Source organism: Rhizobium sp. SJZ105 (assembly GCF_007828365.1).
Classification (GTDB): Bacteria; Pseudomonadota; Alphaproteobacteria; order Rhizobiales; family Rhizobiaceae; genus Agrobacterium; species Agrobacterium tumefaciens.
In genome coordinates this window covers 1,441,174-1,457,149 of sequence record NZ_VIUP01000001.1, presented here as the reverse complement: position 1 = coordinate 1,457,149, position 15,976 = coordinate 1,441,174, and the positions used below count along the sequence as shown (strand labels likewise).

At 59.5% G+C, this 15,976-nt stretch carries 21 protein-coding genes; all 21 read left to right on the top strand.

Annotated features, from left to right (window positions below; all coding sequences use genetic code 11):
- The first annotated feature begins 189 nt into the window (after window positions 1-189).
- The 21 genes from FB593_RS07345 to FB593_RS07245 all read left to right on the top strand — a co-directional run bounded on the left by FB593_RS07345 (window position 190) and on the right by FB593_RS07245 (window position 15,974).
- Window positions 190-687, top strand: a complete 498-nt coding sequence (locus FB593_RS07345; protein WP_111827569.1) for a hypothetical protein — start codon at window positions 190-192, stop codon at window positions 685-687.
- Window positions 684-929, top strand: a complete 246-nt coding sequence (locus FB593_RS07340) for a hypothetical protein (RefSeq protein WP_111827568.1) — start codon at window positions 684-686, stop codon at window positions 927-929. The genes FB593_RS07345 and FB593_RS07340 overlap by 4 nt, the downstream gene beginning before the upstream one ends.
- Window positions 929-2,314: an SAM-dependent methyltransferase gene (locus FB593_RS07335; protein WP_186447894.1), complete on the top strand. Its 1,386-nt coding sequence runs from the start codon at window positions 929-931 to the stop codon at window positions 2,312-2,314. The genes FB593_RS07340 and FB593_RS07335 overlap by 1 nt, the downstream gene beginning before the upstream one ends.
- Window positions 2,311-2,946, top strand: a complete 636-nt coding sequence (locus FB593_RS27815) for a DUF4031 domain-containing protein (protein WP_321186265.1) — start codon at window positions 2,311-2,313, stop codon at window positions 2,944-2,946. Before FB593_RS07335 ends, FB593_RS27815 begins: the two co-directional genes overlap by 4 nt.
- Window positions 2,943-3,584, top strand: coding sequence for a hypothetical protein (locus FB593_RS07325; protein WP_321186264.1), 642 nt, complete (start codon window positions 2,943-2,945; stop codon window positions 3,582-3,584). The genes FB593_RS27815 and FB593_RS07325 overlap by 4 nt, the downstream gene beginning before the upstream one ends.
- The gene (locus FB593_RS07320; protein WP_010970900.1) at window positions 3,581-3,874 is read left to right on the top strand and encodes a hypothetical protein; all 294 of its coding nucleotides are present in this window, start codon (window positions 3,581-3,583) and stop codon (window positions 3,872-3,874) included. Before FB593_RS07325 ends, FB593_RS07320 begins: the two co-directional genes overlap by 4 nt.
- Window positions 3,874-5,142 (top strand): helix-turn-helix domain-containing protein, encoded by a 1,269-nt coding sequence (locus FB593_RS07315; RefSeq protein WP_145166426.1) that lies wholly within the window; start codon window positions 3,874-3,876, stop codon window positions 5,140-5,142. Before FB593_RS07320 ends, FB593_RS07315 begins: the two co-directional genes overlap by 1 nt.
- The gene (gene nusG / locus FB593_RS07310; protein ID WP_145166425.1) at window positions 5,132-5,818 is read left to right on the top strand and encodes a transcription termination/antitermination protein NusG; all 687 of its coding nucleotides are present in this window, start codon (window positions 5,132-5,134) and stop codon (window positions 5,816-5,818) included. Before FB593_RS07315 ends, nusG begins: the two co-directional genes overlap by 11 nt.
- A gap of 242 nt (window positions 5,819-6,060) precedes the next feature.
- Window positions 6,061-6,630, top strand: coding sequence for a hypothetical protein (locus FB593_RS07305; RefSeq protein ID WP_145166424.1), 570 nt, complete (start codon window positions 6,061-6,063; stop codon window positions 6,628-6,630).
- A 160-nt stretch (window positions 6,631-6,790) separates the two neighbouring features.
- Window positions 6,791-7,525, top strand: a complete 735-nt coding sequence (locus FB593_RS07300; protein WP_186447893.1) for a MerR family transcriptional regulator — start codon at window positions 6,791-6,793, stop codon at window positions 7,523-7,525.
- Window positions 7,440-9,221 carry a phage terminase large subunit family protein gene (locus FB593_RS07295; RefSeq protein ID WP_112401856.1) on the top strand — a complete coding sequence of 594 codons (1,782 nt, stop codon included), beginning with the start codon at window positions 7,440-7,442 and terminating at the stop codon, window positions 9,219-9,221. Before FB593_RS07300 ends, FB593_RS07295 begins: the two co-directional genes overlap by 86 nt.
- Window positions 9,221-9,415, top strand: coding sequence for a phage head-tail joining protein (locus FB593_RS07290; RefSeq protein WP_003513776.1), 195 nt, complete (start codon window positions 9,221-9,223; stop codon window positions 9,413-9,415). Before FB593_RS07295 ends, FB593_RS07290 begins: the two co-directional genes overlap by 1 nt.
- The gene (locus FB593_RS07285) at window positions 9,415-10,962 is read left to right on the top strand and encodes a phage portal protein (RefSeq protein ID WP_145166423.1); all 1,548 of its coding nucleotides are present in this window, start codon (window positions 9,415-9,417) and stop codon (window positions 10,960-10,962) included. The genes FB593_RS07290 and FB593_RS07285 overlap by 1 nt, the downstream gene beginning before the upstream one ends.
- Window positions 10,949-11,599, top strand: a complete 651-nt coding sequence (locus tag FB593_RS07280) for a hypothetical protein (protein WP_112161066.1) — start codon at window positions 10,949-10,951, stop codon at window positions 11,597-11,599. Before FB593_RS07285 ends, FB593_RS07280 begins: the two co-directional genes overlap by 14 nt.
- Window positions 11,600-11,696: 97 nt before the next feature.
- Window positions 11,697-13,355 (top strand): hypothetical protein, encoded by a 1,659-nt coding sequence (locus FB593_RS07275; protein WP_145166422.1) that lies wholly within the window; start codon window positions 11,697-11,699, stop codon window positions 13,353-13,355.
- Window positions 13,356-13,430: 75 nt separating this feature from the next.
- Entirely contained in the window at window positions 13,431-13,754 is a 324-nt protein-coding gene (locus FB593_RS07270) for a DUF2190 family protein (RefSeq protein ID WP_145166421.1), read from the top strand.
- Window positions 13,669-14,133, top strand: a complete 465-nt coding sequence (locus FB593_RS07265) for a hypothetical protein (RefSeq protein WP_321186263.1) — start codon at window positions 13,669-13,671, stop codon at window positions 14,131-14,133. Before FB593_RS07270 ends, FB593_RS07265 begins: the two co-directional genes overlap by 86 nt.
- Window positions 14,134-14,141: 8 nt before the next feature.
- Entirely contained in the window at window positions 14,142-14,888 is a 747-nt protein-coding gene (locus FB593_RS07260) for a hypothetical protein (RefSeq protein ID WP_145166420.1), read from the top strand.
- Complete coding sequence (locus tag FB593_RS07255; protein WP_145166419.1) at window positions 14,888-15,439, top strand: phage baseplate assembly protein V; 552 nt, start codon at window positions 14,888-14,890, stop codon at window positions 15,437-15,439. The genes FB593_RS07260 and FB593_RS07255 overlap by 1 nt, the downstream gene beginning before the upstream one ends.
- 9 nt (window positions 15,440-15,448) lie before the next feature.
- Window positions 15,449-15,646, top strand: a complete 198-nt coding sequence (locus FB593_RS07250) for a hypothetical protein (protein WP_112401865.1) — start codon at window positions 15,449-15,451, stop codon at window positions 15,644-15,646.
- Window positions 15,597-15,974 (top strand): GPW/gp25 family protein, encoded by a 378-nt coding sequence (locus FB593_RS07245; RefSeq protein WP_145166418.1) that lies wholly within the window; start codon window positions 15,597-15,599, stop codon window positions 15,972-15,974. Before FB593_RS07250 ends, FB593_RS07245 begins: the two co-directional genes overlap by 50 nt.
- Window positions 15,975-15,976: the final 2 nt, after the last annotated feature.

The following is a 15,976-nucleotide window of genomic DNA, read 5'->3' as shown; positions in this document are numbered from 1 at the left end:
CGCGGCCAATCCTCCCGGCCTGCTGCGACCCGCGCCGGTGCGCTTTCCTTCTTCTCGCCCGGCGCGGGCAACTCTCGTTTTGCATGTGGGCCTCCGTAGCTTCCTGACGCCCTGAAACTCTCATCTCCAATCAATTCCCACCACGGGAAAAACGCCGGGATTTTCCCGGCGCGGGAAAGGTATTGTCTCATGATTTCAAACGCATGGTTTCACCGCATCAAAGCCGCGCAACGTGACCTTATCCGCCTCGTGGGCGGTATCGATCGTGCGGCGCAGATTACCTCTGTTTCGAAAAGCCAGATTGGGCGCATGAATGCGGCGACCGACCCGGAATTGATGCCCCTGTATTGCGTCTATGCGCTGGAAAGTGAATGCGGCGTGCCGGTCGTCACCTCTGCGATGGCCGAACTGAACGGGCGGCGGCTATCGGACCCGGAAGGCGAGCGCGCCGCGGAGCAATGTGTTGTCGTTGCTTATTCCGACATGGTGCGAAAGGCTGGCGATTTGATCTCCGGCGGCGCGGTCGCGATTTCCGACATGATGGTAACGCCTGCCGAAGCTACAAAGATGGACCGGGACGCAGCGGAATTGGAAGCCGGACTGGCCGCGCTTCGTAAGGCGCTCGCCAGCGTGAAAGCCAAGGGCGGCCACAAAGTCGGATTTAGTGTTGTCGGGGGTGCGGAATGAAGCCCCTGACCGATCCGGCTATCACCGAATTGATGAATCGCCCCTTGTCCGATAGTGCAAGGGGCTTTTTGCGCGAGGTGAAGTTTCAGCGCGGCAAGCTGGAGCTTTACACACCCGTTCGGCGACGACTCGCCGAAGAGTGCCGCCGCTGCGGTTACGTCCATATCACCGCCGATGGCGATACCGCCAAGCTGACAGGCTTGGGGCAGGCGTATCTTGACCGGCTGATGAGGGCGCACTGATGGCCCCTTACAAGCAAGTCAAACTTCCCAAGCCCGGCCCAAGCGCCCTTATCGTCATCGCCGCCGCTGTCCGCGACGGAACCGTAACCGTGGAAACGCAGCAGCAGGGCGCGGCGGCAAACAAGTCGGTCAGCAACGGTTACCTGACGCGGGACAAGAAGAACGGGAAAACCTATTACCCGACCGACCGCGCGCGCGAAATGCTTGCCATGCTGGAAGGCATTGCGGAGCCGGGCGACATGCCGGAACGCGAAACGGAAACCGCTATGGTGCCGGTCGCGGATGCGTCTGGGCTGGTCGCCACGGTGGAGCGAGCGCGGGCGCTGCTGGATGATGGGGATGTCATCAACGCCCGCATTGTCGCTTCGGTCGCCTATAATCAGGCGAAGACCGCTGCGCAGTTCGCCGAACAAATCGGCGCAACCGAAAAGCTCGTCGCCAAGGCTCGACGCATGCAGGCCGACGCGCTGCTGATCGAAACCCGCGCAAAAATCATCATTGCGGACAAATGGGACGAGGCGCAGGCGTCCGGGCAGGCATTAAAAATTGGGAGGCCGAAAAACACTTCCGATGGAAGTGTTTTCTTTGCCGCCGACACTGGTTTGTCGAGCAAGGAAATGGTCGAAGCGCGGCGTTACTCCGCAGCGGAACACCGTGACCCCGGTATTGTTGAGCGTGCTATTCAAGCCCGTATCTCCGCCGGTCTGGAACCGACTAAGGCTAATCTTCGCGCCGCAGTCGGTACGGCGAGCGCAACGAAGGAAGAACGCGGCGCAAACCTTTACGAGACTCCGCCGGAAGCGATGTTCACGCTGCTGGCGCTGGAAGAATTTACCGCGTGCGTGCTGGAACCAGCCTGCGGGCGCGGCGCAATCTCCCGTATGCTGGAAGCCAATAGCTACGGCGTGGTGCTGGCCGATATCAACGATTACGGCACGGCGGACGGCAACGGCGAATTGCAGGCGGTGCAGGACTTCTTGACCTCGCAACCGCTGGAAGCCGGCTCATACGATATCGTCACCAACCCGCCTTACGGCGACGTGTTAAACGCCTTCGTGGCACATGCCCTGCGGGTCTACCAGCCGCGCAAAATGGCGCTTTTGCTCAACCTGAATTTCCTGTGCGGTTTCGCGGATGACGACCGGAATTTCGTCATGGACGATTGCCCGCCCGCGCGCGTTTACGTCTTCAAACGTCGCCTGCCTATGATGCACCGCGACGGATGGGAGGGCAACAAAGCCTCCAGCCGCATGAACACGGCGTGGTTTGTTTGGGAGCGAAACGAGGACGGCAGCTACGGCAGCGCGACCATCGTTCGCCGCGTGGACTGGAAGGAATTCCAGCCGCAGGAAGCCGCCACCTCGGCGGAAAGCGAGGCGGCATGAGCGTTTACGTCGACGACATGCGCGCTCCTTTCGGCAACATGGTGATGTGTCACATGTGGGCGGATTCGGATGACGAACTGCTTGCTATGGCGGACCGCATTCGCGTCCAGCGGAAGTGGATTCAGGGGCATCCGGTTCTCTCTTTCGGCGCGCACCGAAACGCCAGTTGGGTTCATTTCGATATCGCCCTCTCGAAGCGCACCCTTGCGGTCAAATTTGGTGCCATCGAAACAGATCGTTTCGGCCCGGCAATCCACACGGCGAAGCTCCGGCTTGCGGCGGCGATCTCCGCCGGGAACGACGATGCAATCCGGGCAGCACGCGAACGCCTTGCGTCATATGAGGCCATTCGCGTCCGGCACCACGGCGCGCAGGTGCGTCAAGGTGGACCTCGCGAGGGTGACTTTGCCGCGTCGGCTGATCTTCTTTGCGCGGAGCCGCTGTTTCACCGTTTCCTAGAAATGCGGGACAAGACGCGCGCGATTTACAACCAAGACCATGCCGACACCGTGCTGAAAAGCCTGATCGGCATCGCCAGCAAAACACAACTCAACACGGACGAACGGGCGCAGTCGGTTTTCATCGAACTGCGGACGGATTTCGGCGTGTGGAAAAAGAGGGTTTCCGTGTGAGCGACCGCATCTTTCCAGAAGTTCCGATTTCCTACGGCGACAAGTCCACAAAGGCCATGCGGATCACCTGCGCCTGCTGCGGCGCTGTCGCCTATTTCCCGCATCAAACCGGGGTCAATCGCAAGCCGCCAATCGCGGCAACTCAACATTTCCAGAACAAGGGATGGGTGGTCGGCAGCAATCCGCGCAAGGATTTCTGCCCGGTTCACGCCAGCCCGGCCAAGCGTAAAGGACAGAAAGCCATGGCGGATACCGTAGCGACGATTGCAGACAAGCCCCGCGAAATGAGCCGCGATGACCGGCGGATTATCAATGACAAGCTGGACGAGGTTTATGGCAAGGACGCCTACAAATCCCCCTGGACGGATGCTGCCGTGGCGAAGGATTTGGGCGTTCCGCGCGATTGGGTGGCGCAGGTTCGCGACCAGTTCTTCGGCCCGGCAGGATCGAACCCGCTTTATGATGAATTCCTGAAAGAGACGAAGCTGGTGGAAGGGGCGTTCCTCGCTTGCGAGGAAGCGACCGCACGCGCCGAAAAGGCTGCTGCCGACCAGCGCCGGGCGCATGGTGATCTTTGCAAGGCGATGGACAGCTACCGCGCTCTGGCGCGCAAGGTAGAGCGGGAAATCAGCCGATGACCGACCTTATGCCTATCGTTGAAATTCTGGCGGACTGCCAGACGGACGCGGCGCGCGCGGACTGGCTTTTGCGCGCGCCGCAGGGCGTCATCTACCGCGACCACACCACGATCCGCCGGGTTTTGCAGGAAGCGCATTTTACGCTCGGCGTGGACGCGCTGGACGTGGAATTTGCAGCTATCAACGCCACGCGCCTCCCGGACGGCGGGTTGCCGCATACGGTCGTTCTCGGCGTCCATGCCGTGCGCTCTTTCCTGCGCGACGTGGTGCGGAAAGGCGGTGCACAGTGATGGAACCGGATCACGGCGCAATGTCGCGCGCATGGTCTTGGCGTCACGCGGTCGGTAAATCCGGCCTGCCGCCGATCACGCGCCTTGTGCTGCATACGCTTGGCCTGAAAATGGATGCGACCGGCGGTTCCTGCTATCCGCCTATTTCGGAACTGGTGGACCTGACGGGACTCGATAAGAAAACCGTCCTGAAACACCTCGAAATCGCCGAAGAGAGCGGTTGGATTGTCGTCACGCAACACGGTTTTCGCGGCCAGAAATGGAAGCGGAACGAATACGTTGCGCGGTGGCCGGGACGCGACCTTTCCGGCAATGCTGCCAGCAGCGAAGAAAATGAAGGTGGTGGAAATCCTCCACCACGTTCCGATGATGCTAGCACCTTCCAAGGTGGTGGAACAGTTCCACCGCGTTCCGCCGTCAAGGTGGTGGAAATCGTTCCCGAAGGTGGTGGAAATGACGACCGGAAGGTGGTGGAGGAGTTCCACCAAGATAAGAATCTTCCAACTAACATTCCAGAAAACTCTCCAGCCGCTGGCGCGGAAGAGGGAGTTTTGAAAAAGGTTGATCGAAAAAAGATAGAGCACGCTTTCACGCTGTGGTTCGCGACGTGGAAAAAGGGCGATATCGAATATGCCCGCAACGCGTGGTTCGCTCTTTCTCCGGAAGATCGGACCGAGTGCGTGGAGCGGACGCCCGCCTATCTTCGTTGGGCCAAGCCTGCCGACCTGATGGCCGCAGCGGTCTACCTCAAAAACCGTCACTGGCGCGACCTGCCGGAACATGTTCTTGCTGAGCCGATCAACACCCATGGTATTGCCAAGGTCTGTGGCAAGCTCTGGATGGGGACGCGCTTTGAGGCGTTGTCGAAAGAACCGACCGGCCTGCTGTATGTGACCAGCTTTGACGAAACCCGCATCGCCAAGGGCATGATTTCCCGCGAACAGCTTGTGTTCGAAAAGCGCCGTGACAATGGCTGGCCACTCGTCAACACCATGCGTGACCTTGCCCGTCGCCGCGAGCCTTTCAACACTTCGCTCTCGCTTCTCCCCTTGGTGCAGGACTTCCGGCAGGTGCACCGCGACAGCGATGTGTTCGCGGCATGGAAGCGCCTGCATGAGCGCAACGGCTGGCCCTTTGTCGAACATCCGCCCGAATGGGTCTACTTCCCCCCGGTCGATGACGGGGCTGACGATCTCGAAGCGGCAGTTGATGCCGCGCTTTCCAAATTTCTTTCCACCATCAGCGAGGGACGCACCAATGATGCATAACGTGAAGATTTATGCCGCCAGCAAGCCGGTCAACCCGGAGCTTTATGACCTGACGCGCTTTGCCTCTCTGTTCGACCAGATGCAGAACACGAAGCGACTCACCGCCACGATGCTTTCGATGGCGGCGGAGAATCAGAAGGGCAAGCACGAATGGTTCGTGGTGGAGACGAAGCACAAGGCCGAAAAAGTTGTTGAGGAAGCTCTCTTCAAGGCCGGTGTGAAAGTTTTTTTGCCCATGGAAAATTGCGGTAAACAGGTCGTTCGTGGTCGCGTCATCCATGATGTTTTGCGCCCGATGATGCCCGGTTATGTGCTGGTCAACATGGTTTATTCGCCCGCCGCAGTCTGCGGTATTGCCCGGCTGGAAGGTGTCGCGGGCTTCGTCGGCGGCATGATTGAACCGCATCGTGTATCAGACGAGGAAATGAATCGATTCAAGCTCTTCGGTACTCAAGAGCTTGACCTTGATTTGGAGCACTGCAAGAGCTTTCGGCGCGGCGATAAGGTCCGCTTTAGCAGCGGGCCGTTCGTCGGTTTCGCGGGCCATGTCACCAAACTGCGCAAGGATAAGGTGGTTGACGGCGAACGTATCGCGAGCGGCGCTATCATCGTCGTAGAGATGTTTGGTGCTGTTACGCCTGTCGAAACCTCTCTTGCATTGCTCGAAAAGTTGTGACTATGCATAGCGCAGGATGATCTGCTGATCCTGTGCAAGCGCGTCGGTCTCGACCGGCGAGTGGAGTTAAAGCCTCCCACGCGGATATGCCGGGTAGACCCTGCCTTGACCCTCTCGCCAGAGAGACCGATTCAAGGCCAGTGCGACAGCTATATCATCGGCGGACTTGAGCGAAGGCGACCCTAACCCGGTCGCCTTTTTCGTTTGCATAGGGTGTAGGCAACTTCCGGGATAATCTGACGATGGCTGTTCTGTCCATGAAATGGGCCGACCGCAATCTTGCGGAATACGGCGACCGGATAGCGGAACTCAAACGGCGCTTCCCGACAGTTCTGCCGCGTATCGTCAATCAGGTTGGCAACAGGACAAAAACCGTTGTCATCCGCGAACTGACGAAACAGACGGGCTTGCCGCGCGCCACCATCGTCAAGGCCATCGGCAATCCGGCAACCGCGAAGCCGGGCCGCTACGTCTATGACATGACCACGCGGGGCGGCAACATTCGCCTCAAATATCTGCGCCCGAAGGAAACCGAAGCCGGTGTCGTGGCTCGACCATTCGGAAAGCCGACGCTCTATCCCGGCGCGTTCCTGCGCGGTGGACAGTTCCCCGACCGAAAGCCGGTGTCGCAGTTCAACGGCCATGCCTATTACCGGCTCAACCGCTCCGGCACGAAGATCACCTTCGCCCGCTCGGGCGTTTTCATCCCGAAGGAAATGACCAGCGGCGCGACAGCCGAAGCATTCCAGCGCATAGCAGCGCCCTTGCTGAAAGAGCGGGTCGAAGCCGCCCTTGCCAAGCTGGTCCCCTGACCGGCCACCCCGACCCCCGACCTCGACCCGCCCCATGCCCCCCTCGGTCGGGTCCTCCCCCAAAAGAGGCCAAGTAGCGGGTGTGGGCGACTGCGGGATTTCGCTCTGTGAAGAAAATTATAGGGGGGTTCCACCGCCCTTTCGATGGAATCGGAATCAGATGGCAAAGAGCTATCCTGACGAGTTGCGTGAACAGGTCGTGGCCTTCATGGACGAGGGCCACACCGTTCGGGAAGCGGCGGCAAAGTTCAACGTCAGCCCGAGTTTCGCGGCCAAATCGCACAAGAAACATGCGGAAGCTGGCGAAAGCCTCCCGCTGCTTAACGAAACGGCACCTGCCGAACCGGAAAAGCAACCGCTCGATATCGAAATCACCGCATCCGAACTGGCGGAACTCCTGAAGGTTTCGAAGCGCGCGGTCTCGGATTTCGTAGAGCGTGGAATCGTGGTGAAGACAGAACGGAATCGCTTTGATCTCCGCCAATCCATCCAACTCTACTGTGAGCATTTGCGCATCGTTGCTGCCGGTCGCGGTGGTGACGGCGCGGATGTTCTTACTGCCGAACGCGCTCGACTGGCGCGCGAACAGGCCGACCAGACAGCCATGAAAAACGCAGCCATGCGCCGCGAAATGGTTTCGATGACGGACGTGCGGAACGAATGGGTTTCGATAGGCCGACGCATCCGCAACGCTGTTCTGTCGGTGCCTTCGCGCTGTCGTCAGATGCTCCCGCATCTCACGACCTACGATGTGGACCTGATCGGCCAAGAAATCCGGTCGGCGCTTACCGAACTTGGTGACGAGGACGATGACAACGGCGCTGACGACATTGCGGCGAGCGGTATGGGACAGCCTGTTGCCGCCGCCGAAACTTCGGCTGTCGGAATGGATTGAACATACCGTCCATCTGCCGGAAGGCGTTTCATCGCTGACCGGCAAGGTGCGGCTTTGGCCTCCGCAGAAAGAAATCGCCGACGCCATTGGTGATACGGCAATCGAGCGGGTTACGCTGGTCAAGCCGGTCCGTGTCGGCTTCACGACGCTGCTGACCAGCGCCATGGCAAGTTTCTGTTCGAACGATCCGTCGCCGATCCTTTCGCTTCTGCCGACAGAGGCCGACTGCCGCGACTACATGGTTTCGGACGTTGAACCGATTTTCGACGCCTCGCCAGCGCTTCGCGGCCTGTTGACCGGCGACACCAGCGAAGGCGGGCGCAATACCCTCCTTGCCCGCCGCTTTCCGGGTGGCTTTCTGAAAGTCATTGCCGCCAAGGCTCCGCGTAACCTGCGCCGTCACAATGTCCGTATCCTCTTCATTGATGAGGCGGACGGCATGGACGCGACGAAGGAAGGATCGCCGATCCTGCTGGCAGAACGCCGCACGCTGTCGTTCGCTGACCGCAAGATTGTGATGGGTTCAACGCCGGTCTACGAGGCGACCAGCTACGTGCTGCGGGCCTACGAGCAATCGGACAAGCGCATTTATGAGGTGCCTTGCCCCGAGTGCGGTCACTTCCATGAAATCACATGGGCCGATATCCATTGGCCCGAAGGTGAACCGGAAAAGGCGTACTATGTTTGCGTCGAGTGCGGTTCGGTGGTGGATGAACGGCACAAGCCGGGCATGGTGGCGAATGGGCGCTGGCGCGCGCTTCGACCGGAAATCAAGGATCATGCCGGTTTCCGCATGAATGCCCTGATTTCGCTTTTGCCTAACGCCTCCTGGGGGCGGCTGGCGCGCGAATTCGTCACGGTCAAAAACGACCCTTCGACACTGCAAACCTTCGTCAACACCATTCTTGCCCAAGGGTGGAAAGAGGACGGCGACGAACTGGACGATATCGAGCTTGCAGGCCGCGCCGAAGATTTCGGGTTGGAAAATATCCCGGTCCAAGTGCTGATTATCACGGTCGGCGTGGACGTGCAGGATGATCGTCTGGAAGCAACCTTCGTCGGTTGGGACAAAGAGGGTATCCCCTATGTTCTCGGCCATACCGTTGTGTGGGGTCGCTATGATGACCATACCACATGGGCCGAACTGGACGTTGCCCTGACGACGCAATGGGATCATCCCCTTGGCGGCAAGATCAAGGTCGATGCCGTTTGCGTCGATAGCTCGGACGGCGAGACGATGGAAACAGTCTATCGCTTCGCGTTCCCGCGCTTCAATCGCCGCGTTCTGGCGATCAAGGGAGCGGCTGGCAATCGGCCATGGATTGAGCGCTCCAAAACGAACGTGAAGGGCGGACGCCTTTTCATCGTCGGCGTGGACGGTATCAAGAGCCACATTTTCGGAAGGCTGGCCCGGCCCAAATCAATCCGGTTTTCGAAGGACTTGCCGGAAGTTTGGTACGAGCAGCTTGCGGGCGAAAAGATGGAAGTCCGCTATCTGCGCGGCCAGCCAAGCCGCCAGTTCGTTCCGATACCAGGCCGACGCCATGAAGCGCTTGACTGCACGGTATACGCCTTCGCCGCCCGCCAGATGGTCAATGCCAATTGGGCGCACCGCGAGGGCGAGCTTTCGACACCGCCGGAACCGGCGGTCGCTACCTACACACAAGAAATCGCGAAACCGGAGTGGCTTGCATAATGGCGACTACAGACGATCAAATTGCTGCGCTTGAAGATGCAATCGCAATGGGCGCGCGAAAGGTGATATTCCACTCTGGCGGCACGCGCCGCGAGGTGGAATATCACTCTCTCAAAGACATGAGGGAGGCACTTGCTGCCCTCAAATCCAACCGGTCGGGCGGCTCCCGCACCATTTACGCGGCGCTCGACTGATGGGCCTCGCTACCGTTCTTGACCGGACCATTGGTTACTTCTCGCCCGAAGCTGGCCTTCGGCGGGTAAAGCACCGCGCCGCGCTGGAAATCATGTCACGCGCATACGCTGGCGCAGATACCAGCCGCCTGAAATCCGGCAGGCACGCACCATCAACATCGGCGGACGCGGAAATTGCGCGCGCCGGTCGGACTCTGCGCAACCGCATGCGCGATCTCGCCCGCAACAATCCCTATGCTGCGAAGGCTATCCACGAACTTGTCACCCACGCCATCGGTGACGGGATCATTCCCCGTTCGAAAAACAAGAAGCTGAACAAGCTTTTTGCGGAGTGGAGCAAGGTTTGTGATGCGGACGGCGATCTTGATTTCAACGGTATCGTCAACCTGACGGCCCGTGAAATGTTCGAAAGCGGCAACGGCATTGTGCGCCGCCGCCGCCGCAGGCTGGAAGATGGCCTGCCGGTCCCGCTGCAATTGCAGGTTCTTGAATCGGACCTGATCGACACGACCAAGGAAGGCGTCCTTTCCGATGGCGGCAAGATCATCCAAGGCATCGAATTTGATGCCATCGGCAGGAAGCGCGCCTACTGGATGTTCGGTTCGCATCCGGGCAACAGCTTCTTTGACCCGAAGTCCACGATTGTTTCGAAGCCCGTTCCCGCTTCCGACATTGCCCATGCTTTCGAAAAGCAGCGAACGCAGGTGATGGGAGCGCCGTGGGGTACGCCAGCGATGGCCGACACCTACGATCTTGCGTCCTACGAACAGGCGGAATTAACGCGCAAGCGGCTGGAAGCCTGCCTTGTCGGTGTGATGACCGGCGGCGACGAAGGCGACCAGCTTGGCATGCCCATGGCAGATAATAGTCCGACAAAGCCGGGCATTTATGATGTCAACGGCAGGCGCGTCGAGAAATTCGAACCCGGCATGTTCTACAATGCCGTTGGTGGCCGGGGCATAGAGTTCTCGCAACCAGCGGTGACGGATAGCTATGATCCCTACAAGTCTTCCATGCTGCATACCATCGCGGCGGGCTGGCGGGTTCCCTATGCCATCATGTCGGGTCGGCTGGACAAGGTGAACTATTCGTCGAGCAAGATCGGGCTGGAAGGCTTTCGGCGGACCATATCCGCCGTTCAATGGCTGATCCTCATTCCAATGGTGTTGCAGCCTATTTGGGACTGGTTCTGCGATGCGGCTTACTTCGCTGGCATCATCAAGACCCCAAAGGTTGCCGTGGAATGGTCGCCGCCGCGCTTCTATTCCGCCGACCCGCTGAAAGACGTGAACGCCCGCATCAAGGAAGTGCGGTCGGGCTTCCGTTCCCTGTCCAGCGTCATCGCCGAGATGGGCGAAAACCCGGATGAGGTGCTGGACGAAATCGCGTCCGACGCTGCCAAGATCGACAAGCGGAAGCTTGTTCTCGACAGCGACCCCCGGCGGATGTCTCAGGCCGGACAGGTGCAACAGCGGGACGAAACCGACGACCCGCCCGACGACAAGTCGGAAGACGACGACAAGGACCCCGACGATGACGAAACTTGAACTGCGCAAAGCGCCCGCCTCCCTGCCGATGCAGGTTCGCGGACAAGACCTCAATATCGGTTCTATCGATGAAGAGGCGCGCACCGTGACGCTGGTATTCACGACCGGCGCTGCGGTACGCCGCCTGCGCTATACCGGATGGGACACGGCTGTCCCGTTCGATGAAGTCCTTGTCGTTAGCGAACGGGCGCTGGACCTCACACGCATGAATTTGGGTGCGCCGGTTCTGGACAGCCATTCCCGGTGGTCCACCTTTTCGCAGATCGCCGTTGTTGAACGGGCGTGGATCGAAAAAAGTGAAGGATGGGCGACCATCCGTTTCCCGAAGGCCGGAATTGACCTCGCCGCCGACCGCATGTTCGGGCTGGTCTCTGACAAGATCATCAAGAATGTGTCGGTGGGTTACTCCATCGATAAAATCCGGGTGGAGGAAGCGGCGAAGAAAGGCGAGGTTGAAAAGATTTTCGTAGAGCGCTGGACGCCGAACGAGATTTCTTTTGTGACCGTTCCCGCCGATCCCGGCGCGCAGGTTCGATCCAGCGAAGCCACGTTCCCCCTCTCTATCCAGTCTGCGGCATGTCTCGACCTTCGGGCCGCTCGCATGCGCATGGCCGAAGCCGAACGCCGCTTCGGCTGACACTGATTCCATTTTTTCAGTTCGCCGCCTGACTTCCACCGGGGATGCAGGGCGACGGCGCTTGTCCTTCCCGGTAATACAAAAGGAACCGCACGCCATGAAAAAGGCTGCATATGTTTTCGCGACCGTCGCCGCAATCGTCTGCTTCGGTCTTGCCTTCACCATTCTTTCCGCTGACCCTTCCCACGCGGCCTCGCTCATGAGCCACGATGCGTTCGTGCAGACGCGCGGCATTCTGGATCATGTCTATCAGGCCAGCCCGGCACTGCTGGCATTGCGGGCGACCGCCGCCGACCTGACGACGCGTGCCGAAAACAAGCGCAAGGAACTGGTGGAAGGGCTTTCCGATGAAGCCGCCCGCGCCATCGAAAAAGAGCATTCGGACATTCTTGCCGAACTGGATGGCGTCCGCGCCGGGATTGCAACGCTCGAAACTGCGGAGCGAGGCGGTACGGCTCCCACGCCTGTCAACACCACGCCGCAGGCTGTTGCGCAGAATGCGGAACGTGCCGAACGCGAGCGCGTGACGACTATCGATGATCTGGCGGCGCGTGCGGGTTTTCCTGACTTCGCGCGTGACCATATCCGCTCCGGCACTTCGCTGGACAGCTTCCGGGGCCTGCTGCTGGATCACATGGTGACCAATGAGCGCACCGCCCCGACCGACAGCCGCGTTCGCGTGCAGGTCGGTAACGACGAAGCCGATACCACCCGTTCGGCCCGTGTCGAGGCGCTAGCCTATGGTCTCGGCGCGCCGGTCCCACAGGCTGGCCCGTCTGCCGCCGCCCGTCAGTACATGGGCCAAGGGCTGGTCGATATCGCTGCCGATTGCGTGAACTATCATGGTCGGCGCATGCTGAACGCGCGCGATATCGACAATATCTTCAGCCGCGCCGCGCACTCGACTTCGGATTTCCCTGTTATCTTCGAAGGTGCTGTTAACCGCACGCTGGAACAGCGTTATGCGCTGGCGCAGCCCACCTTCAAGCGGTTCGCCCGCAAGAAGAACTTCCGCGATTTTCGCCCGGATACGGTCGTTAAGACCGGCGATTTCCCGATGCTGGAAAAGATTCTGGAAAACGGCAAGATCAAGTTCGGTTCGTTCGGCGAAGGCAAGGAAGCCGTGCAGGCTTTCAGCTACGCCATCGCCCTGAATATCAGCCGGCAGATGCTCATCAATGACGATCTTGGCGCCATCGCCGAACTGTTGACGAGCTATGGCGCGTCCGTCGCCCTGTTCGAAGAAGTCACCTTCTATGCCGGTGCTTTCAACGGCAAGCTGGCAGACGGCAAGGCCGTGTTCCACGCCGACCATGAAAACCTTGCCGCAGAGGGTTCGGCCATCACGGTCGATAGCGTGGGTGATGGCCGCAAGGCGATGAGCCAGCAGAAGACGATTGACAAGAAACCGATGTTGGCAAACCCGGCCCGTATTATGCTGGTCGGCCCCAACAAGCTGACCGAAGCGGAAAAGCTGCTGGCTTCGATTACGCCCGCCACGGTTTCCACCGTCAACATCTTCTCCGGCAAGTTCGAACTGGTGGAAACCTCGCAGATCGGTGACAACTCCTGGAATCTTTTTGCCGATCCGGCGACCGGCTCCAACTATCGTTGGGGTTACCTCGAAGGTTACGAGGCTCCGCGCGTTCGTATGGATGAACCGTTCGGGTCGCAGGGTTTCAGCATGTCCGTGGAACACGACTTCGGTTGCGGCGCGACCGATTTCCGCTTCGGTTATCGCAACCCCGGCCAGTAAGCCGCCCGCCTGACTTCGTTGGGAGAGCCGCCCGGCTCTTCCTCTCCCGTCACGTTGATCGCAAGGAAGATCACCATGAAAAATTATCGAGGCCCCGCCGATACGGTGGAAGTCACCGCGCCTGCCGATGTCAAATCCGGCGACGGCGTACTTGTCGGCAAGCTCTTTGGCGTTGCGGAGTTCTCCGCCAAGGCGGGCGAGCGCGTCAACATCGCCCGCAAGGGTCTTTTCACGCTGCCAAAGACGAACGGACAGGCTTGGACCGAAGGCGCTATCTTGTATTGGGACGGTGCTAAGACCACGACCGCCGACAATGGCGGTGCAAACACCAAAGTCGGTTTTGCTGCCGCTGTTGCAATCAATCCGTCCGATTTCGGCGAAGTGCTGGTTGACCAGTAACATGGTCGATTGGCGAAAACTGGAAGCTGCCGTTGACCGGAAGGTTGGCGGCGCTTTTGGCGAGACGGTCCGCCTGTCGTTCTTGGTGAACGGCAAGACGGACCCGGACCGCCCGCAAATTGTCATCCGCTGCGAAGCTCTGCACACAGAGGACGACTCAACGCGACCCGCTGGCAATGCCGCTAGCGGCCCCCATCGCGTCCGCTTCGCTGCGGCGGATGCTGTGTTGTTCATTGACCGCTCGACCTACGAAGGCCCGGCGCTGAAAACCGGAGACAAGGTGCGGGCAATGGATCGGGCGGGCGAACCCGTTTGGTTGGTCGATTTTGTCAGTGACCGGCATAGCAACCTTATCGCTGTTGCCCTGAAAGAGATTTAGGAGCCTCTATGTCCTTCATTCGCTTTGCCGCCCGCATCTCTGCCGTGGAGGCGACCAAGGGCAATACGGTCGTTGGCGAAAACGTGCTGGATAGCGAAATTGGCGTGCTCGATATCGCTGCCGATGGCTCTTTGCGGACGGATAAGGATAAGCCTTTCATCTCCGTTTATACTGACGGTTCGAAATTGATGGAAGGTCTGGAGCTTCGCTCGCTGGCATCGCCGGGGCAACTCGATATCGTTTTTGAGGCTGGCGTGACCACGGCGCACGCCGTCACCGATGCCGAGACGGACGAAAGTGTTATTCTCGGGATGCCCGCGACAGACGCGACGTTTGAGTTTCACCTTGATATGGCGCTTCGCCAGACCGGCGATGCCCTCAATGACCCCGACAACGAATGGGCGGAAATCTTCCGCTCTCTCTGTCTGTCGTTTCAATCCGCATCGCGCTCGCGCATAAGCGGCGATACGAACGGCGTGCGGCTTGCCGCGCACCAACTGAAAATCACCGCCAATATGGTGGCCGAACCATTGTGCGGGCAACCGCTAAATCCCGGCTCTCCTTTCGCGAAATTCCTTTTGAAGTGCGAAAGCGACCTTGTTCCGAATGATCCGTCCATGGCGGAAAAGATCGCCCTCATGCGGGCGCATCTTTCCGGTGATGCCAGCGAATTGCAAACGGCAATGCGGCGATACGGTCTTATCCATGACGAGGCCGACGCCATGTTGATCACGCCTTACGAGGGGTCGCCCTGATGGCTAGTTTGGTGGACCAGATCACGGAACTTTATGTCCGCATGGCCGAACTTGAGCGCCGGAACCGCAACCGGCGGCGCAAGGGTACGATTGCGGAAGTCAGTGACGACAAGTCGAAATATCGCGTCAAGCTGTCGGAACAGGCGGGCAAGCCGTACCTAACGCCATGGATCAAGGCGCGGACCCTTGCTGCCGGTGGCGTCAAGGTGGATGTCCTCTACAGCGTCGGCGAACAGGTGGATGTTGTTTCCGAAAACGGTGACATGACCGATGCGCAGATAGATTTTTCTACCTACAGCGACGACAACGCCCGCGAAAACAGCAACACGCCGTTTCATATCAAGATCGGCGATACCGTGATTGAGGCGTCGGCGGGACAGGCAAAAGTCACGTCGCCGAAGGTGATTGTTGAATCGCCCAACGTACAGCTTGGCGGGGACGGCGGTAAGCAGGTCGCCCGGATCGGCGACAAGGTGCACGTCGCAAGCGGCTCATCCGCTGGTATGTGGCCGATTGTCGAAGGCTCGGAAAAAGTCTTCGCGGTGGACTGAGGAAACCCCATGAAAAACTACAAGGTTCGAACCGGCTGCGAGATCGCCGGGCGCTGGCGGTCGGCTGGCGAAACCATCCCCCTGACCGACGACGAAGCCCGCGAGCTTGCTCCGCCCTTCGGCAATGTCGTTCTCCCTGAAAAAGAGGATAGCGCCCATGGCAAGCTCAACCGGCGTAAACGGGCAGACCGGCGCGCCGCTGAATGACTGGCCGCATACGCAGCAGTCAATCCGCAAAATCCTGAAAACGCCGAAAGGCTCGCGCGTCATGCGCCGGACCTTCGGTAGCAATGTTCCTGATTTCATAGACAGCAAGATGACGCGGCGGAACGTGCTTGCGCTCTATTCCGCCGCAGCAACCGCAATCCTTGAATGGGAACCGCGCTTCCGCATGACAGCCGGGCGCGTGACCCAAGCGGATGCCAATGGCGTCATCGCGCTGGATATCTTCGGCACCTATTATCCTCGCGGCCATCGTGGCGATTACTCCATTGCGGAGAGCGCCAGCGTCCGCGTCATTTATCCGGGCAAATGACC

Bases quoted from the DNA above. Each gene is read 5' to 3' on its own strand.
- FB593_RS07345 (WP_111827569.1), top strand. From the start codon at position 190: ATGATTTCAAACGCATGGTTTCACCGCATCAAAGCCGCGCAACGTGAC.
- FB593_RS07340 (WP_111827568.1), top strand. From the start codon at position 684: ATGAAGCCCCTGACCGATCCGGCTATCACCGAATTGATGAATCGCCCC.
- FB593_RS07335 (WP_186447894.1), top strand. From the start codon at position 929: ATGGCCCCTTACAAGCAAGTCAAACTTCCCAAGCCCGGCCCAAGCGCC.
- FB593_RS27815 (WP_321186265.1), top strand. From the start codon at position 2,311: ATGAGCGTTTACGTCGACGACATGCGCGCTCCTTTCGGCAACATGGTG.
- FB593_RS07320 (WP_010970900.1), top strand. From the start codon at position 3,581: ATGACCGACCTTATGCCTATCGTTGAAATTCTGGCGGACTGCCAGACG.
- FB593_RS07315 (WP_145166426.1), top strand. From the start codon at position 3,874: ATGGAACCGGATCACGGCGCAATGTCGCGCGCATGGTCTTGGCGTCAC.
- nusG (WP_145166425.1), top strand. From the start codon at position 5,132: ATGATGCATAACGTGAAGATTTATGCCGCCAGCAAGCCGGTCAACCCG.
- FB593_RS07305 (WP_145166424.1), top strand. From the start codon at position 6,061: ATGGCTGTTCTGTCCATGAAATGGGCCGACCGCAATCTTGCGGAATAC.
- FB593_RS07300 (WP_186447893.1), top strand. From the start codon at position 6,791: ATGGCAAAGAGCTATCCTGACGAGTTGCGTGAACAGGTCGTGGCCTTC.
- FB593_RS07295 (WP_112401856.1), top strand. From the start codon at position 7,440: ATGACAACGGCGCTGACGACATTGCGGCGAGCGGTATGGGACAGCCTG.
- FB593_RS07290 (WP_003513776.1), top strand. From the start codon at position 9,221: ATGGCGACTACAGACGATCAAATTGCTGCGCTTGAAGATGCAATCGCA.
- FB593_RS07285 (WP_145166423.1), top strand. From the start codon at position 9,415: ATGGGCCTCGCTACCGTTCTTGACCGGACCATTGGTTACTTCTCGCCC.
- FB593_RS07280 (WP_112161066.1), top strand. From the start codon at position 10,949: ATGACGAAACTTGAACTGCGCAAAGCGCCCGCCTCCCTGCCGATGCAG.
- FB593_RS07275 (WP_145166422.1), top strand. From the start codon at position 11,697: ATGAAAAAGGCTGCATATGTTTTCGCGACCGTCGCCGCAATCGTCTGC.
- FB593_RS07270 (WP_145166421.1), top strand. From the start codon at position 13,431: ATGAAAAATTATCGAGGCCCCGCCGATACGGTGGAAGTCACCGCGCCT.
- FB593_RS07265 (WP_321186263.1), top strand. From the start codon at position 13,669: ATGGCGGTGCAAACACCAAAGTCGGTTTTGCTGCCGCTGTTGCAATCA.
- FB593_RS07260 (WP_145166420.1), top strand. From the start codon at position 14,142: ATGTCCTTCATTCGCTTTGCCGCCCGCATCTCTGCCGTGGAGGCGACC.
- FB593_RS07255 (WP_145166419.1), top strand. From the start codon at position 14,888: ATGGCTAGTTTGGTGGACCAGATCACGGAACTTTATGTCCGCATGGCC.
- FB593_RS07250 (WP_112401865.1), top strand. From the start codon at position 15,449: ATGAAAAACTACAAGGTTCGAACCGGCTGCGAGATCGCCGGGCGCTGG.
- FB593_RS07245 (WP_145166418.1), top strand. From the start codon at position 15,597: ATGGCAAGCTCAACCGGCGTAAACGGGCAGACCGGCGCGCCGCTGAAT.